Source organism: Thiemannella venezuelensis, from assembly GCF_014203605.1.
Lineage (GTDB): Bacteria > Actinomycetota > Actinomycetes > Streptosporangiales > Streptosporangiaceae > Planomonospora_A > Planomonospora_A venezuelensis.
Map to the genome: position 1 here is coordinate 1 of NZ_JACHJJ010000007.1, position 18,113 is coordinate 18,113.

Sequence of the window (18,113 nt, forward strand, 5' to 3'; positions counted from 1 at the left end):
CCTGCGGGCGGTGGCCGAGGGCGTGGAGACCGCCGACCAGGCCGAACGGCTCTACCAGCTGGGCTACCGGCTGGCCCAGGGCTTCCACTTCGCGCGGCCGCTGCCGCCCGCGGAGATCGAGCGCCGGCTGGCCGGGCGCTCGGTCCCCGCGGGCGGCGACGACCCCGGCCGGTGGGAGCCGTCCTCGCTGGCGAGCTGACGGACCGCGCCCCTCAGCGGCACGCCCCGGCGAGCCGGACCGCCAGGTGCGGGCTGCCCGCCCAGTGCAGGTGCAGGTAGGAGGCGGTGACACGGCCGGCGGCGAACCCGTCGGCGCCGCCCCGCCAGCGGAACAGCGGCCGGTCGGGGGCGGGCGTGACGGCGGTGCGGTGGAACTCGTGGCCGCGGTAGCGCTCCCCCTCCCTGGTGAGCACCGAGTCGCGGACGGCCACCGCGTCACGGTAGCCCAGGGTGAGCGTTCCGGTCATGGCGGCCTCGGTCTCCAGCACCCCGCACATGGGTCTGCCCTCGAGCGACCGGGCGAGGTAGAGCAGACCGGCGCACTCGGCCGTGATCGGGCCGCCGAACGCGGCGACCTGCGCGCGCAGCGGCTCGTTGGCGGCGAGTTCGGCCGCGTAGACCTCGGGGAAGCCTCCGCCGATGACGATCGCCCCGGTGCCCTCGGGCAGGGCCTCGTCGGTGAGGGGGTCGAAGACGGCGATCTCGGCTCCGGCCGCGGTGAGCAGCTCGGTCTGCTCGGTGTAGCCGAAGGTGAAGGCCGCCCCGGCGGCGACCGCGACCGTGGTCCCGGCCGGTCCGGGAGTCCGCGCGGTGTCCGGTGCGGGGAGGGGCGTGCCGGCGGGCGCCTCGGAGGGGACCGGAGCGGAGGCGAGGGCGGCGGCGGGGTCCCACGGGCGTGCGGTCAGGGGCGGTGCCGTGCGCGCCAGCCGTACGAGCCCGTCCAGGTCGCAGGAGGCGGCGACGAGCGCCTCGGCGGCGTCCAGCGCCGTGCCCGCCCGGGTACGGCGCTCGGCGGCGGGGACCAGGCCCAGGTGGCGGGAGGGCGTGGTGACGGCGTCGCTGCGGCGGAGCGCGCCGAGGACGGGTACACCGCTCTCGGCGAGGGCCTCGCGCAGGAGCTGCTCGTGCCGCTCGGAGCCGACCCGGTTGAGGATCACCCCGCCGAAGCGGAGCCGGGTGTCGTAGGAAGCGAAGCCGTGGACCAGGGCGGCCACGGAGCGGCTCTGCCGGGCCGCGTCGACGACCAGGACGACCGGGGCGTCCAGCAGCCGGGCCACGTGCGCGGTGGAGGCGAACTCGCCCGACCCCGCCCCGTCGTACAGGCCCATCACCCCTTCGACGACCGCGATGTCCGCACCCGCGGCGCCGTGCAGGAACAACGGCGCGACGAGTTCCTCCCCCACCAGCCAGGGGTCGAGGTTGCGCCCGGGCCTACCCGTGGCGAGGGCGTGGTAGCCGGGGTCGATGTAGTCGGGCCCGACCTTGTGCGGGGAGACCGCGAGCCCGCGGCGGGCCAGCGCGGCCATGAGCCCGGTCGCGACGGTGGTCTTCCCCGCCCCGGACGCGGGCGCGGCGATCACCACCCGCGGCATCCGCGCGCTCATCCGCCCGCCTCCCGCGCACCCCTCACCGGCGCCCCGCCCCGCGGCGACGCGCGGCCCGGTGACGCCGGATGCGGGGCGGGGGACCCCGGATCCCCGGCGCCTCCGCGCGGTGCGGACCGGTTCACCATTCGATGCCCTTCTGGCCTTTCTGGCCGGCGTCCATGGGGTGCTTGACCTTGCCCATCTCGGTGACCAGGTCGGCGGCCGCGACCAGGTCCGGGTGGGCGTCGCGCCCGGTGATGACGACGTGCTGGCCGCCGGGGCGCGCCGCGAGGGCGGCGACCACGTCGCCCACGTCGATCCAGCCCCACTTCATCGGGTAGGTGAACTCGTCGAGCACGTACAGGCGGAAGGCCTCGGCCGCCAGGTCGCGCTTGATCTGCTCCCAGCCCTCGCGCGCGTCGGCGGCGTGGTCGGCCTCGCTGCCCGGACGCTGGATCCAGGACCAGCCCTCCCCCATCTTGTGCCAGGCGACCGGCCCGCCCTCGCCCGACTCGCCGAGGACCCGCAGCGCGCGTTCCTCGCCGACGCGCCACTTGGCGGATTTGACGAACTGGAACACCCCGATCGGCCAGCCCTGGTTCCAGGCGCGCATGGCCAGGCCGAAGGCCGCGGTGGACTTGCCCTTGCCCGGCCCGGTGTGGACCATCAGCAGCGGCCGGGTACGGCGCTGCCGGGTGGTCAGGCCGTCCTCGGGCACGCTGACCGGTTTCCCCTGGGGCATGGTCGCGCCTCCTTCTGCGTGCTCACGCGGCGGTCCGCCGCTCCCTGATCAGTCCGGCGAGGCCGGTGAGGTCGTCGAGGCGCACGGTCTCCGCACCCAGCCGGCGGGCGAGGGACCGGGCCAGGCCGAGGCGGACGTGCCCGCTCTCGCAGTCCACGACCACGCTCGCCACCCCGGCCAGCAGCCCGGCCGCCCGGTGCGCCTCCTCGACGGTGCCGGAGGTCGCGCGGCCGTCGGTGACCAGCACCAGCAGCGGCCGCCGGGCCGGGTCGCGCAGGCGTTCGGTGCGGAGCACCCCGGCGGCGCGCAGGAGTCCGGCGGCCAGCGGGGTGCGTCCGCCGGTGGGCAGCTCGCGCAGCCGGGCGGCGCCCGCCTCGACGGAGGACGTGGGCGGCAGGACGAGGTCGGCGCGGGCGCCGCGGAAGGTGATGAGGCCGACCTTGTCCCGGCGCTGGTAGGCGTCGAGCAGGAGGCTGAGCACGGCCGACTTGACGGCGCTCATGCGCTTGCGGGCGGTCATGGAACCGCTGGCGTCGACGACGAGGAGCACCAGGTTGCCCTCGCGGCCCTCGCGGACGGGCTCGCGCAGGTCGTCGCGGCGCAGCAGCAGGCCGGGGCCGGTCCTGCCGCGTTCCCGCTGGTACGGCGCTGCGGCGAGGGCGGTCGCCGCCAGGTGGACGGAGCCGGGGCGGCCGTCGGGGACGCGGGCTCCGATGGTGCGCCCGAGCGGGGTCCTGGCCCGGGAGCGGCGCCCGGGGGCTCCGGCGCCGACCCCCGGGACGGTGAACAGCCGGGCCCGGCGGAGCGGGTCGGCCTCGGCGACCTGCTCGCGGTGCCCGCCCCCGGTCTCCTGCGGGCGCCCGGCGGGGCCGGATCCCGCCGCGGCGGGCGGGTCGCCGTGCTCGCCGGGTGCCGGGTCGCTCGCGGAGGACCCGCCGCCGGCGCCGCCCGGCGGCGGGGCTCCGCCGGCCGCGGAGGACGCGCCGTCCGCGCCGGGCTCCGCGGAGGCCTCGGCGGCGCCGTCCGCGGCGGGCCCCGGGGATCCGCCGTCACCGGGGCCGTCACCCTCGGGATCGTCGTCGGGGTCGTCGGGGACCTGGGCGAGGAGGTCGTCGAGACGGGCCTCGTCCAGACCCGGGGCGTCGAAGGGGTCGCGGCGGCGGCGGTGCGGGAGGGCGAGCCTGGCCGCCTCGCGGACGTCCTCGGCGGTGACCCTCGTACGGCCCCGCCAGGCGGCGTGGGCGATGGCGGCGTTCGCGGTGACCAGGTCGGCGCGGAGGCCGTCGACGTCGAATCCCGCGCAGACCGTGGCGATCCGCCGCAGCGCGGAGTCGGGCAGGACCACGTCGGCGACGCGGGCGCGGGCTCCGGCGATCCGGGCCGCCAGCTCCGCCTCCCGGCCGGCCCAGGCCTCGGCGAAGGCGGCCGGTCCGGCCTCGAAGGCCAGGCGGCGCCGCACCACCTCGGCCCGCTCCGCCGGGTCCCGTGAGGCCCTGACCTCCACGGTGAGGCCGAACCGGTCGAGGAGCTGCGGGCGCAGCTCGCCCTCCTCGGGGTTCATGGTGCCCACCAGCAGGAACCGGGCGGCGTGCCGTACCGAGACGCCCTCGCGCTCGACGTAGCAGGTGCCCAGGGCGGCGGCGTCCAGGAGGAGGTCGACGAGGTGGTCGTGGAGGAGGTTGACCTCGTCGACGTAGAGGACGCCGCGGTGGGCTCCGGCGAGCAGTCCGGGCTCGAAGGCCTTCACGCCCTCCGTGAGGGCGCGTTCGATGTCGAGCGAGCCCGCGAGGCGGTCCTCTGAGGCGCCGACGGGCAGCTCGACCAGGCGGGCGGGTCGCGAGCCCCCGGTCCCGGCCTCGTGCGGCCCGTCGGGGCATCCGGGGTCGGGGGCGGCCGGGTCGCAGGAGAAGCGGCAACCGCGCACGACCTCCACGGGCGGCAGCAGCGCGGCGAGCGCCCGCACGATCGTGGACTTGGCCGTGCCCTTCTCACCCCGGACGAGCACGCCGCCCACGCGCGGGGAGACCGCGTTGAGGATCATGGCGAGTTTGAGGTCGGCGAGCCCCACGACCGCGGTGAAGGGGTATCGGGTGTCGGGCACCGTCGGGGTCTCCTTGAAGGTCGTCATTCGGGGAAGCCCAGCCGCCAGCGGCCGCCGCGCCCGGTGAGGGCGACGCGGGCCAGGGGCGCGACGTCGACCCGCCAGAAGGACCCGGCGGGGGCGCCGAGGGCGTGGACGACGGCGGCGCGGACGACCGCCGGGTGGGTGACCGCGACGGTCCTGCCCGGTGCCCTGACGGACAGCCACCCCGCCACCCTGCCGATGAGGTCGAGGACCGACTCCCCGCCGTGGGGCGCGGCGGCGGGATCGGTGAGCCAGGCGGTGAGCGCCTCGGGCTCGGCGGCCCGGACCTCGGCGAGCGTCATGCCGCGCCAGCGGCCGTGGTCGCAGTCCGCCAGCAGCGGATCGGGTTCGCCGGTCCGCAGGCCGAGCGCCTCGGCGGTCTGCGCGCAGCGCCGCTCGGCGGCGCAGGCCACCCGGGCGCCGGATCGCGGCGCCGGGCCGGCGGCCCCCTTCCCTCCCGCCCCCGCCGCCGGGCCGGCGAGGGGGGCCAGGTCCGCGGCCCGGCGCAGGCCGCGCTCGTCGAGCGGCTCGTCGCGGGGGAAGGCGGCCCGCGCGGTCGCCCGGGTCGAGGCGTGGCAGACCAGCAGCAGGCGGGTCGCCCCGCTGGAGGCCGTCACGCCGGGGCGGGTGCGGGTGCTGCCGGGGTCCGCTCTCGCGAGGCGAAGGCGAACAGCGCGCCGACGCCGAGCCAGAACACCGCCTGGGTGCCCAGGGAGGCGATCCGGAAGTCCCAGAGCAGGTCGGCGGGGAATCCGGGGGGGACCTCGGCGATCTCCGGCAGGAGGAGCCAGGCCGCGCCCACGGGCAGCAGCGTCGCCGCGCCCCCCGCGAGCCAGCGCAGCCAGGGCTCGGCTCCGGCGGTCGCGCGGTGGGCGGCGGCGCCCGCGGCCGCGGCGAGGATCCCGACGGCCACGGCGACCAGGTAGAGCACGGTGCGCTGGTCGATCGTGGCGGGGTCGCCGACGGCGGGCGGGTTGGCCGGGTACTTCAGGAAGGGGACCAGGACCACCGCGGCGAACGCCGCGGCGGCGAGCACGACCGCGAGCACCGGCTCGGAACGGGGACCGGCCCGGCCGCGCACGGCCGCGTGGACCAGGGCGAACAGGCCGCCGACCGCCACGCCGTACAGGGCCAGGGCGAGGAACAGCCCGAACCGCTGGCCGCCCCGGCTGACGAGGGCGTCCCCGCCGTGGGAGTGGCCTGCGGCCCCGTCCTGCGCATGGGAGTGGTCCTCCGCGGACGCTCCGGAGTGGGCGTGCTCCCCCGCCGGGACGGCGGAGGCGGCCGCCGCCTCTTCCAGGGCGATGGCCCGTTCGATGTGCGGCTCGCCCACGGCGTAGGCGAAGACGGCCGCGAGCAGGCCCGCGAGCAGCCCCGCCAGCATGCCGCGGACCAGGAGTCTGGTGATCATCTCTGGCTCAGTGGCACGGAACGCCGAGCAGGTGGCGCCCGTCGTGCATGAGCTCGTGCAGGTAGTCGCCGGCCTGCGAGACCGCGCCCTGGTCGAAGGCGACCAGGTAGGCGACGAGCAGCAGCGCCGGTACGGCGAGCAGCCAGCGGGCGAGCGTGGTCCAGGGAACGGGCCGGGTCTGCGGAGCCGAGATGTGGCTCACGGCTACCTCCTTCAGGGATTGCGCGTCCCTCTCGTCGGTGGTGGCGGCCGAGTGACCTGGCTCCCGGCCCCGCAGGGCCGATCACAGTGGCGCGACCGCACCGGAATCTCACCGGATTTCCCTCGCACCGCCACAAAACATCCGGAACGTATCCCGTGATCCTCTTTCCCGTCAATTCACACTGCCCGGTGCGGCCGGGCAGAGCCCGGAGGAGTCCGGGCGCGCCGGAACCCGGGACCCGGAGCCGGGTCCCGGGCGCGCCCGGCGCTCGTCACTCGCCGGTGAGGGCGGTGACCAGTTCGGCGGCGGTGCGGCAGCGGTCGAACAGCTCGCCCACGTGGGCCTTGGTACCGCGCAGCGGCTCCAGGGTCGGGACGCGCTGCAGCGACTCGCGGCCGGGGATGTCGAAGATGACCGAGTCCCAGGAGGCGGCGGCGACCGCGTCGCTGTACTGGCTCAGGCAGCGGCCGCGGAAGTAGGCCCGGGTGTCGCTGGGCGGGATCTCGACGGCGCGCTGCACCTCCTCCTCGCTGACCAGGCGCTGCATCCTGCCCCGCGCGACCAGGCGGTTGTAGAGGCCGCGGTCGGGGCGGATGTCGGAGTACTGCAGGTCGACGAGCTGCAGGCGCGGGTGCGACCAGGGGAGACCGTCGCGGGTGCGGTATCCCTCCAGGATCTCCAGCTTGGCCACCCAGTCGAGCTCTCCGGCCAGTTGCATGGGATCGTCGGCCAGGCGGGTGAGGACCGACTCCCAGCGGTCCAGGACGTCCTTGGTGGGCTCGTCGACGCCGTTGCCGCTGCGGGTCTCGGCGTACTTCCTGGCCAGTTCGAGGTACTCCATCTGGAGCTGGAGGGCGGTGAGCCTGCGCCCGTCCCGCATGGGGATCTCGTACTTCAGCGTGGGGTCGTGCGAGACCGCGCGCAGCGCCTGGACCGGGTTCTCCACGGCGAGGTCGCGGGTGAAGTAGCCGTCCTCGATCATCGCGAGGACCAGGGCGGTGGAGCCCAGCTTCAGGTAGGTGGAGATCTCCGACATGTTGGCGTCACCGATGATGACGTGCAGCCGGCGGTACTTCTCCGGGTCGGCGTGGGGCTCGTCCCTGGTGTTGATGATCGGCCGCTTGAGCGTGGTCTCCAGGCCCACCTCGACCTCGAAGAAGTCGGCCCGCTGGCTGATCTGGAAGCCCTCGCCCCGCGAGTCCTGCCCGATGCCGACCTTGCCTGCGCCGGTGACGACCTGCCGGGAGACGAAGAACGGCGTCAGGTATCTGACGATGTCGGCGAAGGGCGTGGCCCGCCGCATCAGGTAGTTCTCGTGGCAGCCGTAGGAGGCGCCCTTGTTGTCGGTGTTGTTCTTGTAGAGCTGGATGGGCGCGTTGGAGGGGATCGCCGAGGCGCGGACCGCGGCGTCGTGCATGACCCGTTCCCCCGCCTTGTCCCAGATCACCGCGGCCCGCGGGTTGGTGCACTCGGGCGTGGAGTACTCGGGATGGGCGTGGTCGACGTAGAGCCGCGCGCCGTTGGTGAGGATCACGTTGGCCAGGCCGAGGTCCTCGTCGGTGAGCTGACTGGCGTCGGCCACCTCCCGGGCGAGGTCGAAGCCCCGCGCGTCGCGCAACGGGTTCTCCTCCTCGAAGTCCCACCGCGCCCGCCGTGCCCGGGCCGCCGAGGCGGCCAGGTAGGCGTTCACGACCTGAGAGGAGGTCACCATCGCGTTGGCCCCCGGCTGTCCGGGCACGGAGATGCCGTACTCGGTCTCGATGCCCATCACCCGCCGTACCGTCATGCGCACCCTCTGTTCGTCCGGGGCTATCCTGTCCGCCGTGTATATCCCCGAGCCTAGACCTTTCACTATGCCCTGGGGTCAGACAGTTATGGCACCGAGGCCTTTTCGCCCAGGACTCGCGGCGCCGGGGAGGCGGCGGCCGGCTCCGGCGCCCTGCGCCGCCGGGCCCTGACGAGCTCCTGGACCGGACGTTCGGCGAGCCGGTAGACCGCGTAGGAGAACGCCGTCACCGCCAGGACCGTGACGGCCGCGGTCAGCCAGGGCGGCAGCGACCCCCTCAGCGCCGGGACGATCAGTACGGCCGCCGCCGTGTGGAACAGGTAGAGCGGGTAGGTGATCGCGCCCAGGACGACCAGGCCGCGCCAGCGCAGCCATCCGAGCCAGCCGAGCGCCACCATGGCCATGAGCGCGTAGAAGGCGACCACCGTGGCGACGACCGCCCACTCGGGCACGGGCATGGCCTCGTAGCCGACCAGCTCGATCCGGCCGGAGACCCGGTCCAGGGCGGCGCTGACGGCCAGGCCCGCGCTGATCCCGGCCACGCACCACAGGACGAGCCGGGGACCGTACCTGGTCATCAGGTAGAAGGCCATGCCGCCGACGAAGTAGGCGGCGTACTTGGGCATCACCAGCAGCTCGACCCAGTGGTTCTCGCTGCCCGCGAAGAACCCGGCCGCCAGCAGCCAGACGCCCATGAAGGCCAGGCAGCGGCCGAGCGTCACCCCGAAGACCACCAGGACGGAGATCAGCAGGTAGAACCGGAGCTCCACCCAGAGCGACCAGTAGACGCCGGTGGCGTCGTAGACGCCGAACAGGCGCTGGAGCATCGTCAGGTTGACCGCGTAGCCCCCGGCGTCCAGCTTGGGGTCCAGCGCCGTGGCCGAGGTGAGGCCGTACAGGGCGGCGGTGACGCCGACGCTGACCCAGTAGGCGGGGTAGAGCCGGACCACCCGGGAGAGCGCGAAGGAGCCCAGGCCCCGCCCCCAGATGCTCATCAGGATGACGAAGCCGCTGATCATGAAGAACAGCTCGACGCCGAGGATGCCCAGGCCGGAGATCGTGGAGATCGCCGGGAACAGCTCGGCGGGGGTCTCCCCCCAGACCGAGCGGAAGGCGACGAAGTAGTGGAAGGCGAGCACCGCCAGGGCGGCGACGAAGCGCAGGAGATCCAGCTCGGCGAGGCGGCCGCCCCCTCGGGCCGCTCCGCGGGATCCCGTACCGGTCAACGAGCGGCCGCCCGCCCGAGATGTTCATGCACGCCCCTTTGACGGGGAAGCGATCAGTTGGGTTCCAAGTGACGACATTTCACTTTTGTGACGGATGTGAAAATACGCGGACCCGGCGCCCGGCCCGGAACGCGCAGCGGCGCGGCCCCCGGTCCGGGGAGCCGCGCCGCCGAGGGTCCGGTCAGAGGTACTGGCCGGTGTTCGCCACGGTGTCGATGGACCGGCCGGCCTCGGCGCCCTGCTTGCCGGAGACCAGCGTGCGGATGTAGACGATCCGCTCGCCCTTCTTGCCGGAGATGCGGGCCCAGTCGTCCGGGTTGGTGGTGTTGGGCAGGTCCTCGTTCTCGGAGAACTCGTCCACGCAGGCGGTCAGCAGATGGTTGATCCGCAGACCCTTCTGCCCGGTCTCGAGGAACTGCTTGATCGCCATCTTCTTGCCGCGGTCGACGATGTTCTGGATCATCGCGCCGGAGTTGAAGTCCTTGAAGTACAGGACCTCCTTGTCGCCGTTGGCGTAGGTGACCTCCAGGAAGCGGTTCTCCTCGCTCTCGGTGTACATCCGCTCGACGACCCGCTGGATCATGCCCGCGATCGCGCCCTCCCGGCTGCCGCCGTGCTCGGCGAGGTCGTCGGGGTGGAGCGGGAGCTCGGGGATGAGGTACTTCGAGAAGATGTCCTTGGCCGCCTCGGCGTCCGGCCGCTCGATCTTGATCTTGACGTCCAGGCGGCCGGGCCGCAGGATCGCCGGGTCGATCATGTCCTCGCGGTTGGAGGCGCCGATCACGATCACGTTCTCCAGGCCCTCGACGCCGTCGATCTCGCTCAGGAGCTGGGGCACGATCGTGTTCTCGACGTCGGAGGAGACGCCCGAGCCGCGGGTCCGGAAGATCGAGTCCATCTCGTCGAAGAACACGATCACCGGGGTGCCCTCGGAGGCCTTCTCCCGGGCCCGCTGGAAGACCAGGCGGATGTGCCGCTCGGTCTCGCCGACGTACTTGTTGAGGAGCTCGGGGCCCTTGATGTTGAGGAAGAAGCTCTTGCCGGACTGGCCGGTCTTCTCCGCGACCTGCTTGGCCAGGGAGTTGGCGACGGCCTTGGCGATGAGCGTCTTGCCGCAGCCGGGCGGGCCGTACAGCAGCACGCCCTTGGGCGGGCGGAGCTTGTGCTCGCGGAAAAGGTCGGCGTGCAGGTAGGGAAGCTCGATGGCGTCCCTGATCTGCTCGATCTGCCGCATGAGCCCGCCGATCTCCTCGTAGGAGATGTCGGGCACCTCCTCCAGGACGAGCTCCTCGACCTCGGACTTGGGGATGCGCTCGTAGACGTAGCCCGAGCGCGGCTCCAGCAGCAGCGAGTCGCCGGCCCGGATCGGCTGGTCGAGCAGCGACTCGGCCAGCTTCACCACCCGCTCCTCGTCGGCATGCGAGATGACCAGCGCGCGCTGGCCGTCCTCGAGGAGCTCCTTGAGCATCACGATCTCGCCCAGTTCCTCGAAGCCGAGGGCCTCGACGACGTTGAGCGCCTCGTTGAGCATGACCTCCTGGCCGCGCTTGAGCGCCTCGACCTCCACCGCCGGGCTGACGTTCACCCGGAGCTTGCGGCCACCGGTGAAGACCTCGACCGTGCCGTCCTCCCTGGACTCCAGGAAGACGCCGAACCCGGACGGCGGCTGCGCCAGCCGGTCGACCTCCTCCTTGAGGGCGACGATCTGGTCCCTGGCCTCCTTGAGGGTCGCCACCAGACGCTCGTTCTGTCCGGTGACGGCCGCGAGCTTCATCTGGACATCGCGGAGACTCTCTTCGAGAACCCTGACCTGCCGGGGAGACTCCGTCAGCTTCCGACGTAGCGCGGTGATCTCCTCCTGCAGGAAGGAGACCTGTGTTGTGAGGTCGGCGACCTCCCGTTCGCGCTGCGCGGCCCGAGCCTCAGCGTCGTCGCGAGCTGCCACGCCGTCACCTCCTTCCCAGTCGAGACCGACTACTCAAGACCCTACCCATCTGAGGGCTGTCCGTTACCTGGCCGGGCAGTGTTCGTATGGCTACGTTAAGCGATCAGCGATTAATCCCCTATGGTGCGTTTAGCGCTGAGAGCATGAGAACACGGGGTTCCGGTCCATGTATACCCCGACATATGTCGTGGCCGAATCGTCACGCCCCGGACGTCACGGAGAGGTCGTGGACTCCTCGCCATAAGCACCCTTCGCCGGCCGTCTGCGCCGGGGTGGTGGGGTCACCCCGTCCGCCATGCGACGGGCGCTGACGAGGAAGCCGGTGTGCCCGACCATCCGGTGGTCGGGCCGTACGGCGAGCCCTTCGACATGCCAGTCGCGAACCAGGGTCTCCCACGCGTGGGGCTCGGTGAAACTCCCATGTTCACGCAAAGTTTCCACCGTGCGGGAGAGCTGCGTCGTGGTGGCCACGTAGCAGCAGATCACACCGCCGGGGGTGAGGGCCTTGGCGGCGGCGTCCACGCACTCCCACGGGGCGAGCATGTCCAGGATGATCCGGTCGACGTCGGTCTCGTCCAGCGCGTCGACGAAGTCGCCGACGACCAGGCGCCACTGGTCCATCGGCCCGCCGTAGAACTTCTCCACGTTCTTGGTCGCGACCTCGGCGAAGTCCTCGCGGCGCTCGTAGGAGGTGACCTTCCCCTCCGGGCCGACGGCGCGCAGCAGGTAGCAGGTCAGCGCGCCGGAGCCGACGCCGGCCTCCACGACGCGCGCTCCCGGGAAGACGTCGGCCATGCCGACGATCTGGGCGGAGTCCTTCGGGTAGATCACGGCCGCCCCGCGCGGCATCGAGAGCGTGTAGTCGGCCAGGAGGTGCCGGAACGCGAGGTACTGGGTGCCGCCGGAGGAGCGCACCACCGAGCCCTCCGGCCGCCCGATCAGGTCGCTGTGCGGGATGAAGCCCTTGTGCGTGTGGAAGACCCCGTCCTCCTTCAGCGTCACCGTGTGGCGCTTGTTCTTGGGGTCGGTGAGCTGAACCTGATCCCCGGCCTGAAACGGCCCATGCCTGCGAAAACCCATGCCCGCAAGGGTATCGGCGCGCGGATGCCGCCCGGTCCGCTCCGGCGGCCCGCGGGCGGACGCCGCGGGTGCCGCGGGTGCCGCAGACCGGCCGGCCCCTGCCCTGCCCCGTAAAGGGTTCGCCCCGCTTCCCCTCCTGCTGGTACCTGTAGGGAATGTTCCCCAGAGAGACCATCCCCGCCGGTCCGGTCCTGCTGCGCCCGCACTCCCCGGGCGACGCCGACGCCATCGCCCGCGCCTGCGCCGACCCCCGGATCGTCGAGTTCCTCCCCGCCGTGCCGTCGCCGTACACCCGCGACGACGCGCTCGCCTACCTGGAGTCCGCCGTGCGGGCGTGGCAGGCGGGCGGCGCCGAGTTCGCCGTCGCCGACCCCGGGACCGGCGAGTGGCTGGGGAACATCGGGCTCAAGCCGCCCGGCCCGCGCGGCAGCGCCGAGATCGGCTACCTGGTCGCGCCGTGGGCCCGGGGACGCGGGGTGGCCGCGGCCGCGACCCGGGCGCTGACCGCCTGGGCCTTCGCCCACGGGATGCACCGGGTGGACCTGCTGGCCGCCGTGGGGAACCTGGCCAGTCAGCGGGTCGCGCTCGCCGCCGGGTTCCGGCGCGAGGGCGTGCGGCGCGGGGACGAGCCGCTGCGCGACGGCTCCCGGGGCGACCTGGTCTCCTTCGCCCGGCTGCCCGCCGACTCCGGCGAGCCGGTCCGGCCGTACCTGCCCTTCCCGCCCGGCGGGTCGCTCTCCGACGGGGTGGTACGGCTGACGCCGCTGGGCCCCTCGGACGCCGCCGACTACCACGCGCTGGAGAACCTGCCCGAGGTCGTCAGGCACAGCGTCCCGCCGGAGGGCCCCTCCCTCGGCGAGGTCGACAAATCCTGCCGCGAGGCGGGAACGCTCTGGCTTGCGGGCTCGCGGGCGGAGCTCGCCATCCGGGACGCCGCCACCGGCGCGTTCGCCGGTCACATCCAGCTCAGCAACGTCGTCCCTCCGCTGGACGAGGCCATGACGGGCTACAGCCTGCTGCCGGAGTTCCGCGGCAGGGGCTTCGCCACCCGCGCGGTGGGACTGCTGGTGGAGTGGGCCTTCACGCACACGTCCCTGGCCCGGATCGTCGCGGGCACCTCCCCGGACAACACCGCCTCCCACCGGGTGCTCGAGCGGGCGGGCTTCACCCGGGAGGCGCTCGTGCGCGGCAGGCTGCCCGGCCCCGGCGGCACCCGGCTCGACGACCTCCAGTGGTGCCGCCTGCGGCCCGCGGGCTGAGCCGGGCGCGGGAGCCCGGCCCCCTCCGCAGGTCTGCGGGCGCGTCCCGTCTCCGCCGGGCGCTCCGCTCCCTCCCGTCCGCCGCGTGCCCACCGACCTCTCGGAACTCTTCCGTCCCACCCGTCCCGCATCCCGCATTCGGGGCTGGCCAAGAGGAGTTTTGGGGGTAATACTCCGAATCGCGCCACCCCGGCCCCCACCGCTTCGGTGCGGGCACCCGGCTCGACGAAGAGAGGGAAGGGATGAGCATCACCCATCAGATCGGCCTGGATCCCGGTGCCGTCCTGTGGTACAGCGAGCCCCGCGACTCCCTGCGGGGCCTGATCGAGATCTTCTCCGGACTCGACGCCGACGACCTGATCGAGCAGGTGGTCGCGGCGGCGGCGACGGTGTGCGCGACCGGCTACGCGGGGCTGGTCGAGGTCGACCCGGCCGAGGAGAGCGCGCTCCTGGTCTGCATGCACGCCCCGCCCGGCGACCCGCTGGCCGTACGGCGCTGGCTGCGCGACGGCACGGCGCTCAAGACCCTGGCCACCCGCCGCCGCCCGGTGTCCCTCTCCCGCGACCCCGCCCTGGGCCGTCCCGGTTTCCTGGCCGTCCCGGTGCCGCTGGCCACCCGGGGCGAGGCCTACCTGTGGGTGGCCGGGCGCCCCTTCGACCACCGGGACGAGGACCTGCTCGTCCGGTTCGCCACCGCGGCCGGGCGGGCGGTGGAGGCGGCCCGGGGGTTCGAGGCCGCCACCCGGCTCCTCCGCTCGGTGCACGCCTTCGCCCGCCCCGCTCCCGGGCCGGGGAGCACGTGATCAGTCGGCGCCGAACCGCGCCCTGAGCCGCGCGAAGGCGGCGTCGGTGCCCTGCAGCGCCCGGTCGATGTCGGCGTCGGTGTGGGCGGCCGAGATGAACCAGTTGTGCCAGGGATGGAGGTAGACGCCCTCCTCCAGGCATGCGGAGGACCAGAACATGCCCTTCTCCAGGGTCGCGTCGCCCTCGAAGGAGAGCCACGGGATCTGGACCGGGCCGGTCTGGTCGACCACGAAGCCGTGCGCGGCGGCCTGGGCGGCCAGGCCCTCGCGCAGGCGGGTTCCGGCGCGCTCCATGAGGGCGACGCCGCCGATGGCGTGCAGGGTCTCGATGGTCGCCTTCGCCGCGGCCATCGGGGCGGCGTTGAACCAGAACGAGCCGGTGGAGTAGATCGTCTGGGCCGGGCCGCGCAGCGCGTCCACGCCGGTGACGGCGGCGATCGGGTGCCCGTTGGCCATCGCCTTGCTGAAGGCGTAGAGGTCGGGGCGGACGCCCAGGGTCTCCCAGGAGCCGCCGAGGTCCAGCCGCCAGCCGCCGCGCACGTCGTCGATCACCAGGGCGGCGCCGAGCCGGTCGGCCAGGGCCCGCAGGCCGCGGGCGAACTCGGGCGTCGCGAGCTCCTGGTCCTCGAAGGAGTCGTGCTTGAACGGCGTGACGATGATCGCGGCGACGTCCGACCCGCCCGGCCCCTCCGCCTGCGCGGCGGCGGCCTCGGCGCCGGCGAGGTCGTTGTAGGTGAACTCGATCAGGTCGGCGCGCTCGTTGGGCGTGGTGCCCGAGGGACTGGGCGTGCACCAGGGGTCGGCGCCGTGGTAGGAGCCGTGCGCCATGAGCACCTTGGTCCGGCCGGTGGCCGCGCGGGCGACCATCAGGGCCTGGGTGGTGGCGTCGGTGCCGTTCTTGGAGAACATCACCCAGTCGGCCTGCGGGATGGTCTCCACCATGAGCTCGGCGAGCTCCACGTAGACCGGGCCGGGGCCGTTGAGGCAGTCGCCCTCGGCGAGCCGGGCCGCGACCGCGGACTCCACCGCCGGGTGGCGGTGACCGAGCACGATGGGGCCCCAGGAGCACATGAGGTCGACGTACTCGCGGCCGTCGGCGTCGAACTGGCGGCAGCCCTCGCCGCGCACGAAGAACTGGGGGTAGCCGGGGCCGTGCAGGGCCGCGTTGAGGTGGCCGTACATGCCGCCGGGGACGACCTTGGCGGCGCGGTCACGGAGATTCGCATCGATCGACATTTCCGGAAATATCACCTTTCATGCTCGCCGCGTGGCCCGGGTGGGGAAGCCGTACGAGGCGGGAGCCCGCGCGGGCCGCCGGGACGGGCCGCGGTGCGGGGGGACGCGGGACGGGAGGGGGAACGGAGGGAACGGAGGGAACACGGTGCGGGTCGCGGGAGCAGTGCGGGACGGGCCGGGGCTCAGAGGAGGGACGGGTCGAGGCCGTCCAGGCCCGCGTCGGAGCCGAGTCCTCCGGCGACGCGGGCGGCCACCGCGGTGCCGAGCCCCGCCGCGCCGAGGACGTCGCGGCCGGCGGCCAGACCGGCGATGAACCCCGCGCAGTAGGCGTCGCCGCAGCCGGTCGTGTCGACCACCGGCACGTCGAGCGCGGGCACGCGGGTGATCCCGGCGGCGGTGGCGACCAGGCTTCCCTCGCCTCCCAGGGTGACCAGCACGCCCCTGGGCCCCTCCCCCAGCAGCTTGACGGCGGCCTCCTCCGCGTCGGCGGCCCCGCTCATCATGAGCGCCTGCTCCTCGTTGGGCAGGAAGTAGTCCACGTGCGGCAGGAAGACGCGCGCTCCCTGCACCAGGTCGGGCATGTTGGACAGGAGGTCCATCGTGACGACCGTCCCTCCGCTCCGCGCCTCGTCCAGCAGGGCGAAGAAGCCCGGGTCGTGCAGGCCCCAGGTCACGTCCATGCCGCCCAGGTGCAGGAACCCCGCCGCCCTGACGCGCCCGTGGTCCAGGTCCGCCGGGGACAGGCCGAGGTTGGCGCCGGGCACGTGGAAGGAGGGGCGGCCGCCGTCGGGCCGGATGGGCAGGATCGAGGCGGCGGTCTGCTCGCCGGGCTTGCGGACGATCCCGCCGACGTCCACGCCGTGCCGCTCCATGACCATCAGGAGGAAGTCGCCCAGCTCGTCGTCGCCGACCGCGCCGGCCGAGGCGACCTGGACGCCCAGTTTCGCGAGGTCGACGGCGGTCCCGGCCGCGGCGCCCGCCGCGGTGATCCGGATCTGCTCCAGCAGGTGGGTGTCCTGCCCGGCCGGGATCGACTCCACGGGCCGGGCGAGCACGTCCACGATGTGCACCCCGAGGGTGACGACAGTCATGGCGAGCCCTCCTCATATCTAAGGTCCTGAGCGGATAATAGACGGGCGCCCGAATACCATGTCAACGAGCGGACCGGGAGGAGCGGGGAAATGCCGAAGATCGTCAATCACGCGGAGCGCCGCGAGGAGGTCGTCGAGGCCGCCCGCCGCATCATCCTGCGCGACGGCATCGAGGCGGCGACGACCCGGGCCATCGCCAAGGAGGCGGGCTACTCCAACGGCGTGCTCACCCACTACTTCGCCGACAAGGACGAGATCATGCTCTCGGCGCTGCGCTCCTCGCACCGGCGCATCGTGGAGCGGCTGCGCACCAAGCTCTCCGGCCGCACCGGCCTGGCCGCCCTGCGCGAGCTGCTCCTGGACAACCTGCCGCTGGACGGCGAGCGCACCGCGGAGAGCGGCCTGGAGGTCGGCTTCTGGAGCCGGAGCCTGACCAGCCCCGCCCTGCTGGAGGCCCAGCGCGCCGAGGCGGGCGAGCTGCGCTACCTGGTGCGCAGCCTGCTCGGCGCGGCGGCCTCCGGCGGCGAGATCACCACCGCCGAGGACCTCGACGACGTCACCGAGCGGCTGCTCGCCCTCGTCGACGGGCTCAGCGTGCACCGGCTCCTCTACCCCGACCGGCTGGGCGCCGAGCGCGTCCAGCGGCTGCTGGAGGCCGAGCTGGACCGGCTCCGCTAGCCTCACGGCACGCCGGGACGCCCGCCCGGACCACGGGGGCGCCCCCGTGGTCCGGGCGGGCGTCGGAAGCCGGGCTCCGCCGGGGAGGGGCCCGCCTCCGCCCCCGCCGTCAGAGCAGCGCGTGGATCCGGTCGGCCACGCCCCTGGCCGTGGGCCGCTTGCCCGCGTCCCCGGTGCAGGCACGGACCAGCTCCGCCAGCTCGGGGGCAAGCTCGCCGCGGACCTCTGGCGCGGTGCTGTTGATCTTGCGTAGGGTCAGCAGCGGGTCGTGCACGGGCAGCTCGCCGTAGAGCCCCGTGCCGCCGCTCGCCGCCCAGTGCAGCGTCGCGCCGAGCGACCACACGTCCGAGGCCGGCGTGGGCCGGTCCCCCTGCAGCACCGCCGGGTCGGTGAACTCCACCGACCCCAGCGCGCCCATCCCGGTCACCGTCGCGCCCGGCGTCAGCACCTGCGACAGCCCGAGATCGGAGAGCTTGCCCCCGGTCTCGGTCAGCAGCACGTTGCCGGGGGTGATGTCGCGGTGCACGATGCCCTCCTCGTGCAGCGCCTGCGCGGCGTGCGCGGCGCAGGCGACGGCCCGCAGGGCCCGCTCCCGCGAAGGCGGCTCGGCCGGGCGGCCCAGCGAACCGGCGGGCAGGTACTCCATCGAGTAGTAGAACACCCCGCCCTGCTGACCCGCGTCGTAGAGCGTCACCAGGTACGGCGAGCGCACGGCGGCGAACGCCTTCAGCTCCCGGGTGGCCCGCCGGAAGGCGTCGGCCCCGGTGCCTCCGAGTACTTTCACGGCGACGAACTCGGCATCCACCGGCAGCCGCTCGGGCTTCCTGGCGAGGTGGAACTCCCCGTGGTTGCCCTCCCCCAGCGACCGGACGAACTTGTAGTCGGCGATGCCCTCCACCGGCGTTCTCCCCTCCGAACCTCATACGGCCCTCGCGACGCCGCC

The 18,113-nt window shown here is 73.8% G+C and carries 17 protein-coding genes and 1 riboswitch; of the genes, 4 read left to right on the forward strand and 13 right to left on the reverse strand.

Annotated elements, in window-relative coordinates; genetic code table 11:
- The coding region (locus tag FHS22_RS12495) for an EAL domain-containing protein (protein WP_184941276.1) at positions 1–199 on the forward strand (199 nt) is incomplete at its 5' end.
- A gap of 13 nt (positions 200–212) precedes the next feature.
- Here FHS22_RS12495 and FHS22_RS12500 read toward each other — a convergent pair.
- The 10 genes from FHS22_RS12500 to FHS22_RS12545 form a co-directional block, all read right to left on the reverse strand.
- Positions 213–1,604 (reverse strand): cobyrinic acid a,c-diamide synthase CobB, encoded by a 1,392-nt coding sequence (locus FHS22_RS12500; protein ID WP_184941278.1) that lies wholly within the window; start codon positions 1,602–1,604, stop codon positions 213–215.
- A gap of 121 nt (positions 1,605–1,725) precedes the next feature.
- Complete coding sequence (gene cobO / locus FHS22_RS12505) at positions 1,726–2,328, reverse strand: cob(I)yrinic acid a,c-diamide adenosyltransferase (RefSeq protein ID WP_184941279.1); 603 nt, start codon at positions 2,326–2,328, stop codon at positions 1,726–1,728.
- Between the two features lie 22 nt (positions 2,329–2,350).
- On the reverse strand, positions 2,351–4,456 hold the full coding sequence (locus FHS22_RS12510; protein WP_184941281.1) for a VWA domain-containing protein: 2,106 nt from the start codon (positions 4,454–4,456) through the stop codon (positions 2,351–2,353).
- On the reverse strand, positions 4,453–5,070 hold the full coding sequence (locus FHS22_RS12515; RefSeq protein WP_184941283.1) for a histidine phosphatase family protein: 618 nt from the start codon (positions 5,068–5,070) through the stop codon (positions 4,453–4,455). The genes FHS22_RS12510 and FHS22_RS12515 overlap by 4 nt, the downstream gene beginning before the upstream one ends.
- Positions 5,067–5,864: a CbtA family protein gene (locus FHS22_RS12520; protein ID WP_184941285.1), complete on the reverse strand. Its 798-nt coding sequence runs from the start codon at positions 5,862–5,864 to the stop codon at positions 5,067–5,069. The genes FHS22_RS12515 and FHS22_RS12520 overlap by 4 nt, the downstream gene beginning before the upstream one ends.
- Before the next feature lie 7 nt (positions 5,865–5,871).
- Positions 5,872–6,066 carry a CbtB domain-containing protein gene (locus FHS22_RS12525; protein WP_184941287.1) on the reverse strand — a complete coding sequence of 65 codons (195 nt, stop codon included), beginning with the start codon at positions 6,064–6,066 and terminating at the stop codon, positions 5,872–5,874.
- A 28-nt stretch (positions 6,067–6,094) separates the two neighbouring features.
- Positions 6,095–6,213, reverse strand: a riboswitch (cobalamin riboswitch).
- A 124-nt stretch (positions 6,214–6,337) separates the two neighbouring features.
- Positions 6,338–7,852 (reverse strand): depupylase/deamidase Dop, encoded by a 1,515-nt coding sequence (dop, locus tag FHS22_RS12530; RefSeq protein WP_184941288.1) that lies wholly within the window; start codon positions 7,850–7,852, stop codon positions 6,338–6,340.
- Between the two features lie 86 nt (positions 7,853–7,938).
- On the reverse strand, positions 7,939–9,078 hold the full coding sequence (locus FHS22_RS12535) for an acyltransferase family protein (RefSeq protein WP_184941290.1): 1,140 nt from the start codon (positions 9,076–9,078) through the stop codon (positions 7,939–7,941).
- A gap of 181 nt (positions 9,079–9,259) precedes the next feature.
- Positions 9,260–11,023, reverse strand: coding sequence for a proteasome ATPase (arc, locus tag FHS22_RS12540; RefSeq protein WP_184941292.1), 1,764 nt, complete (start codon positions 11,021–11,023; stop codon positions 9,260–9,262).
- Positions 11,024–11,236: 213 nt separating this feature from the next.
- Positions 11,237–12,103 carry a tRNA (adenine-N1)-methyltransferase gene (locus FHS22_RS12545; RefSeq protein ID WP_184941294.1) on the reverse strand — a complete coding sequence of 289 codons (867 nt, stop codon included), beginning with the start codon at positions 12,101–12,103 and terminating at the stop codon, positions 11,237–11,239.
- A gap of 155 nt (positions 12,104–12,258) precedes the next feature.
- Here FHS22_RS12545 and FHS22_RS12550 point away from each other — a divergent pair, with 155 nt between their 5' ends.
- A complete protein-coding gene (locus FHS22_RS12550; RefSeq protein ID WP_184941295.1) occupies positions 12,259–13,362 on the forward strand; it encodes a GNAT family N-acetyltransferase in 1,104 nt (367 codons plus the stop codon).
- Positions 13,363–13,604: 242 nt separating this feature from the next.
- Positions 13,605–14,165, forward strand: a complete 561-nt coding sequence (locus tag FHS22_RS12555; protein WP_184941297.1) for a hypothetical protein — start codon at positions 13,605–13,607, stop codon at positions 14,163–14,165.
- Here the strand turns inward: FHS22_RS12555 and FHS22_RS12560 are convergent, their stop codons facing one another.
- The gene (locus FHS22_RS12560) at positions 14,166–15,401 is read right to left on the reverse strand and encodes an aminotransferase class III-fold pyridoxal phosphate-dependent enzyme (RefSeq protein WP_184941299.1); all 1,236 of its coding nucleotides are present in this window, start codon (positions 15,399–15,401) and stop codon (positions 14,166–14,168) included.
- A gap of 182 nt (positions 15,402–15,583) precedes the next feature.
- Positions 15,584–16,492: a carbohydrate kinase family protein gene (locus FHS22_RS12565; protein WP_184941301.1), complete on the reverse strand. Its 909-nt coding sequence runs from the start codon at positions 16,490–16,492 to the stop codon at positions 15,584–15,586.
- 90 nt (positions 16,493–16,582) lie between these two features.
- Here FHS22_RS12565 and FHS22_RS12570 point away from each other — a divergent pair, with 90 nt between their 5' ends.
- On the forward strand, positions 16,583–17,170 hold the full coding sequence (locus FHS22_RS12570) for a TetR/AcrR family transcriptional regulator (protein WP_184941303.1): 588 nt from the start codon (positions 16,583–16,585) through the stop codon (positions 17,168–17,170).
- Positions 17,171–17,279: 109 nt separating this feature from the next.
- Here the strand turns inward: FHS22_RS12570 and FHS22_RS12575 are convergent, their stop codons facing one another.
- On the reverse strand, positions 17,280–18,068 hold the full coding sequence (locus tag FHS22_RS12575) for a serine/threonine-protein kinase (protein WP_184941305.1): 789 nt from the start codon (positions 18,066–18,068) through the stop codon (positions 17,280–17,282).
- Positions 18,069–18,113 lie beyond the last annotated feature (45 nt).

Coding starts and splice junctions, on each gene's coding strand:
- FHS22_RS12545 (WP_184941294.1), bottom strand. CDS start 12,103: ATGGGTTTTCGCAGGCATGGGCCGTTTCAGGCCGGGGATCAGGTTCAG.
- cobO (WP_184941279.1), bottom strand. CDS start 2,328: ATGCCCCAGGGGAAACCGGTCAGCGTGCCCGAGGACGGCCTGACCACC.
- FHS22_RS12570 (WP_184941303.1), top strand. CDS start 16,583: ATGCCGAAGATCGTCAATCACGCGGAGCGCCGCGAGGAGGTCGTCGAG.
- FHS22_RS12560 (WP_184941299.1), bottom strand. CDS start 15,401: ATGTCGATCGATGCGAATCTCCGTGACCGCGCCGCCAAGGTCGTCCCC.
- FHS22_RS12520 (WP_184941285.1), bottom strand. CDS start 5,864: ATGATCACCAGACTCCTGGTCCGCGGCATGCTGGCGGGGCTGCTCGCG.
- dop (WP_184941288.1), bottom strand. CDS start 7,852: ATGACGGTACGGCGGGTGATGGGCATCGAGACCGAGTACGGCATCTCC.
- FHS22_RS12510 (WP_184941281.1), bottom strand. CDS start 4,456: ATGACGACCTTCAAGGAGACCCCGACGGTGCCCGACACCCGATACCCC.
- FHS22_RS12550 (WP_184941295.1), top strand. CDS start 12,259: ATGTTCCCCAGAGAGACCATCCCCGCCGGTCCGGTCCTGCTGCGCCCG.
- FHS22_RS12565 (WP_184941301.1), bottom strand. CDS start 16,492: ATGACTGTCGTCACCCTCGGGGTGCACATCGTGGACGTGCTCGCCCGG.
- FHS22_RS12500 (WP_184941278.1), bottom strand. CDS start 1,604: ATGAGCGCGCGGATGCCGCGGGTGGTGATCGCCGCGCCCGCGTCCGGG.
- FHS22_RS12555 (WP_184941297.1), top strand. CDS start 13,605: ATGAGCATCACCCATCAGATCGGCCTGGATCCCGGTGCCGTCCTGTGG.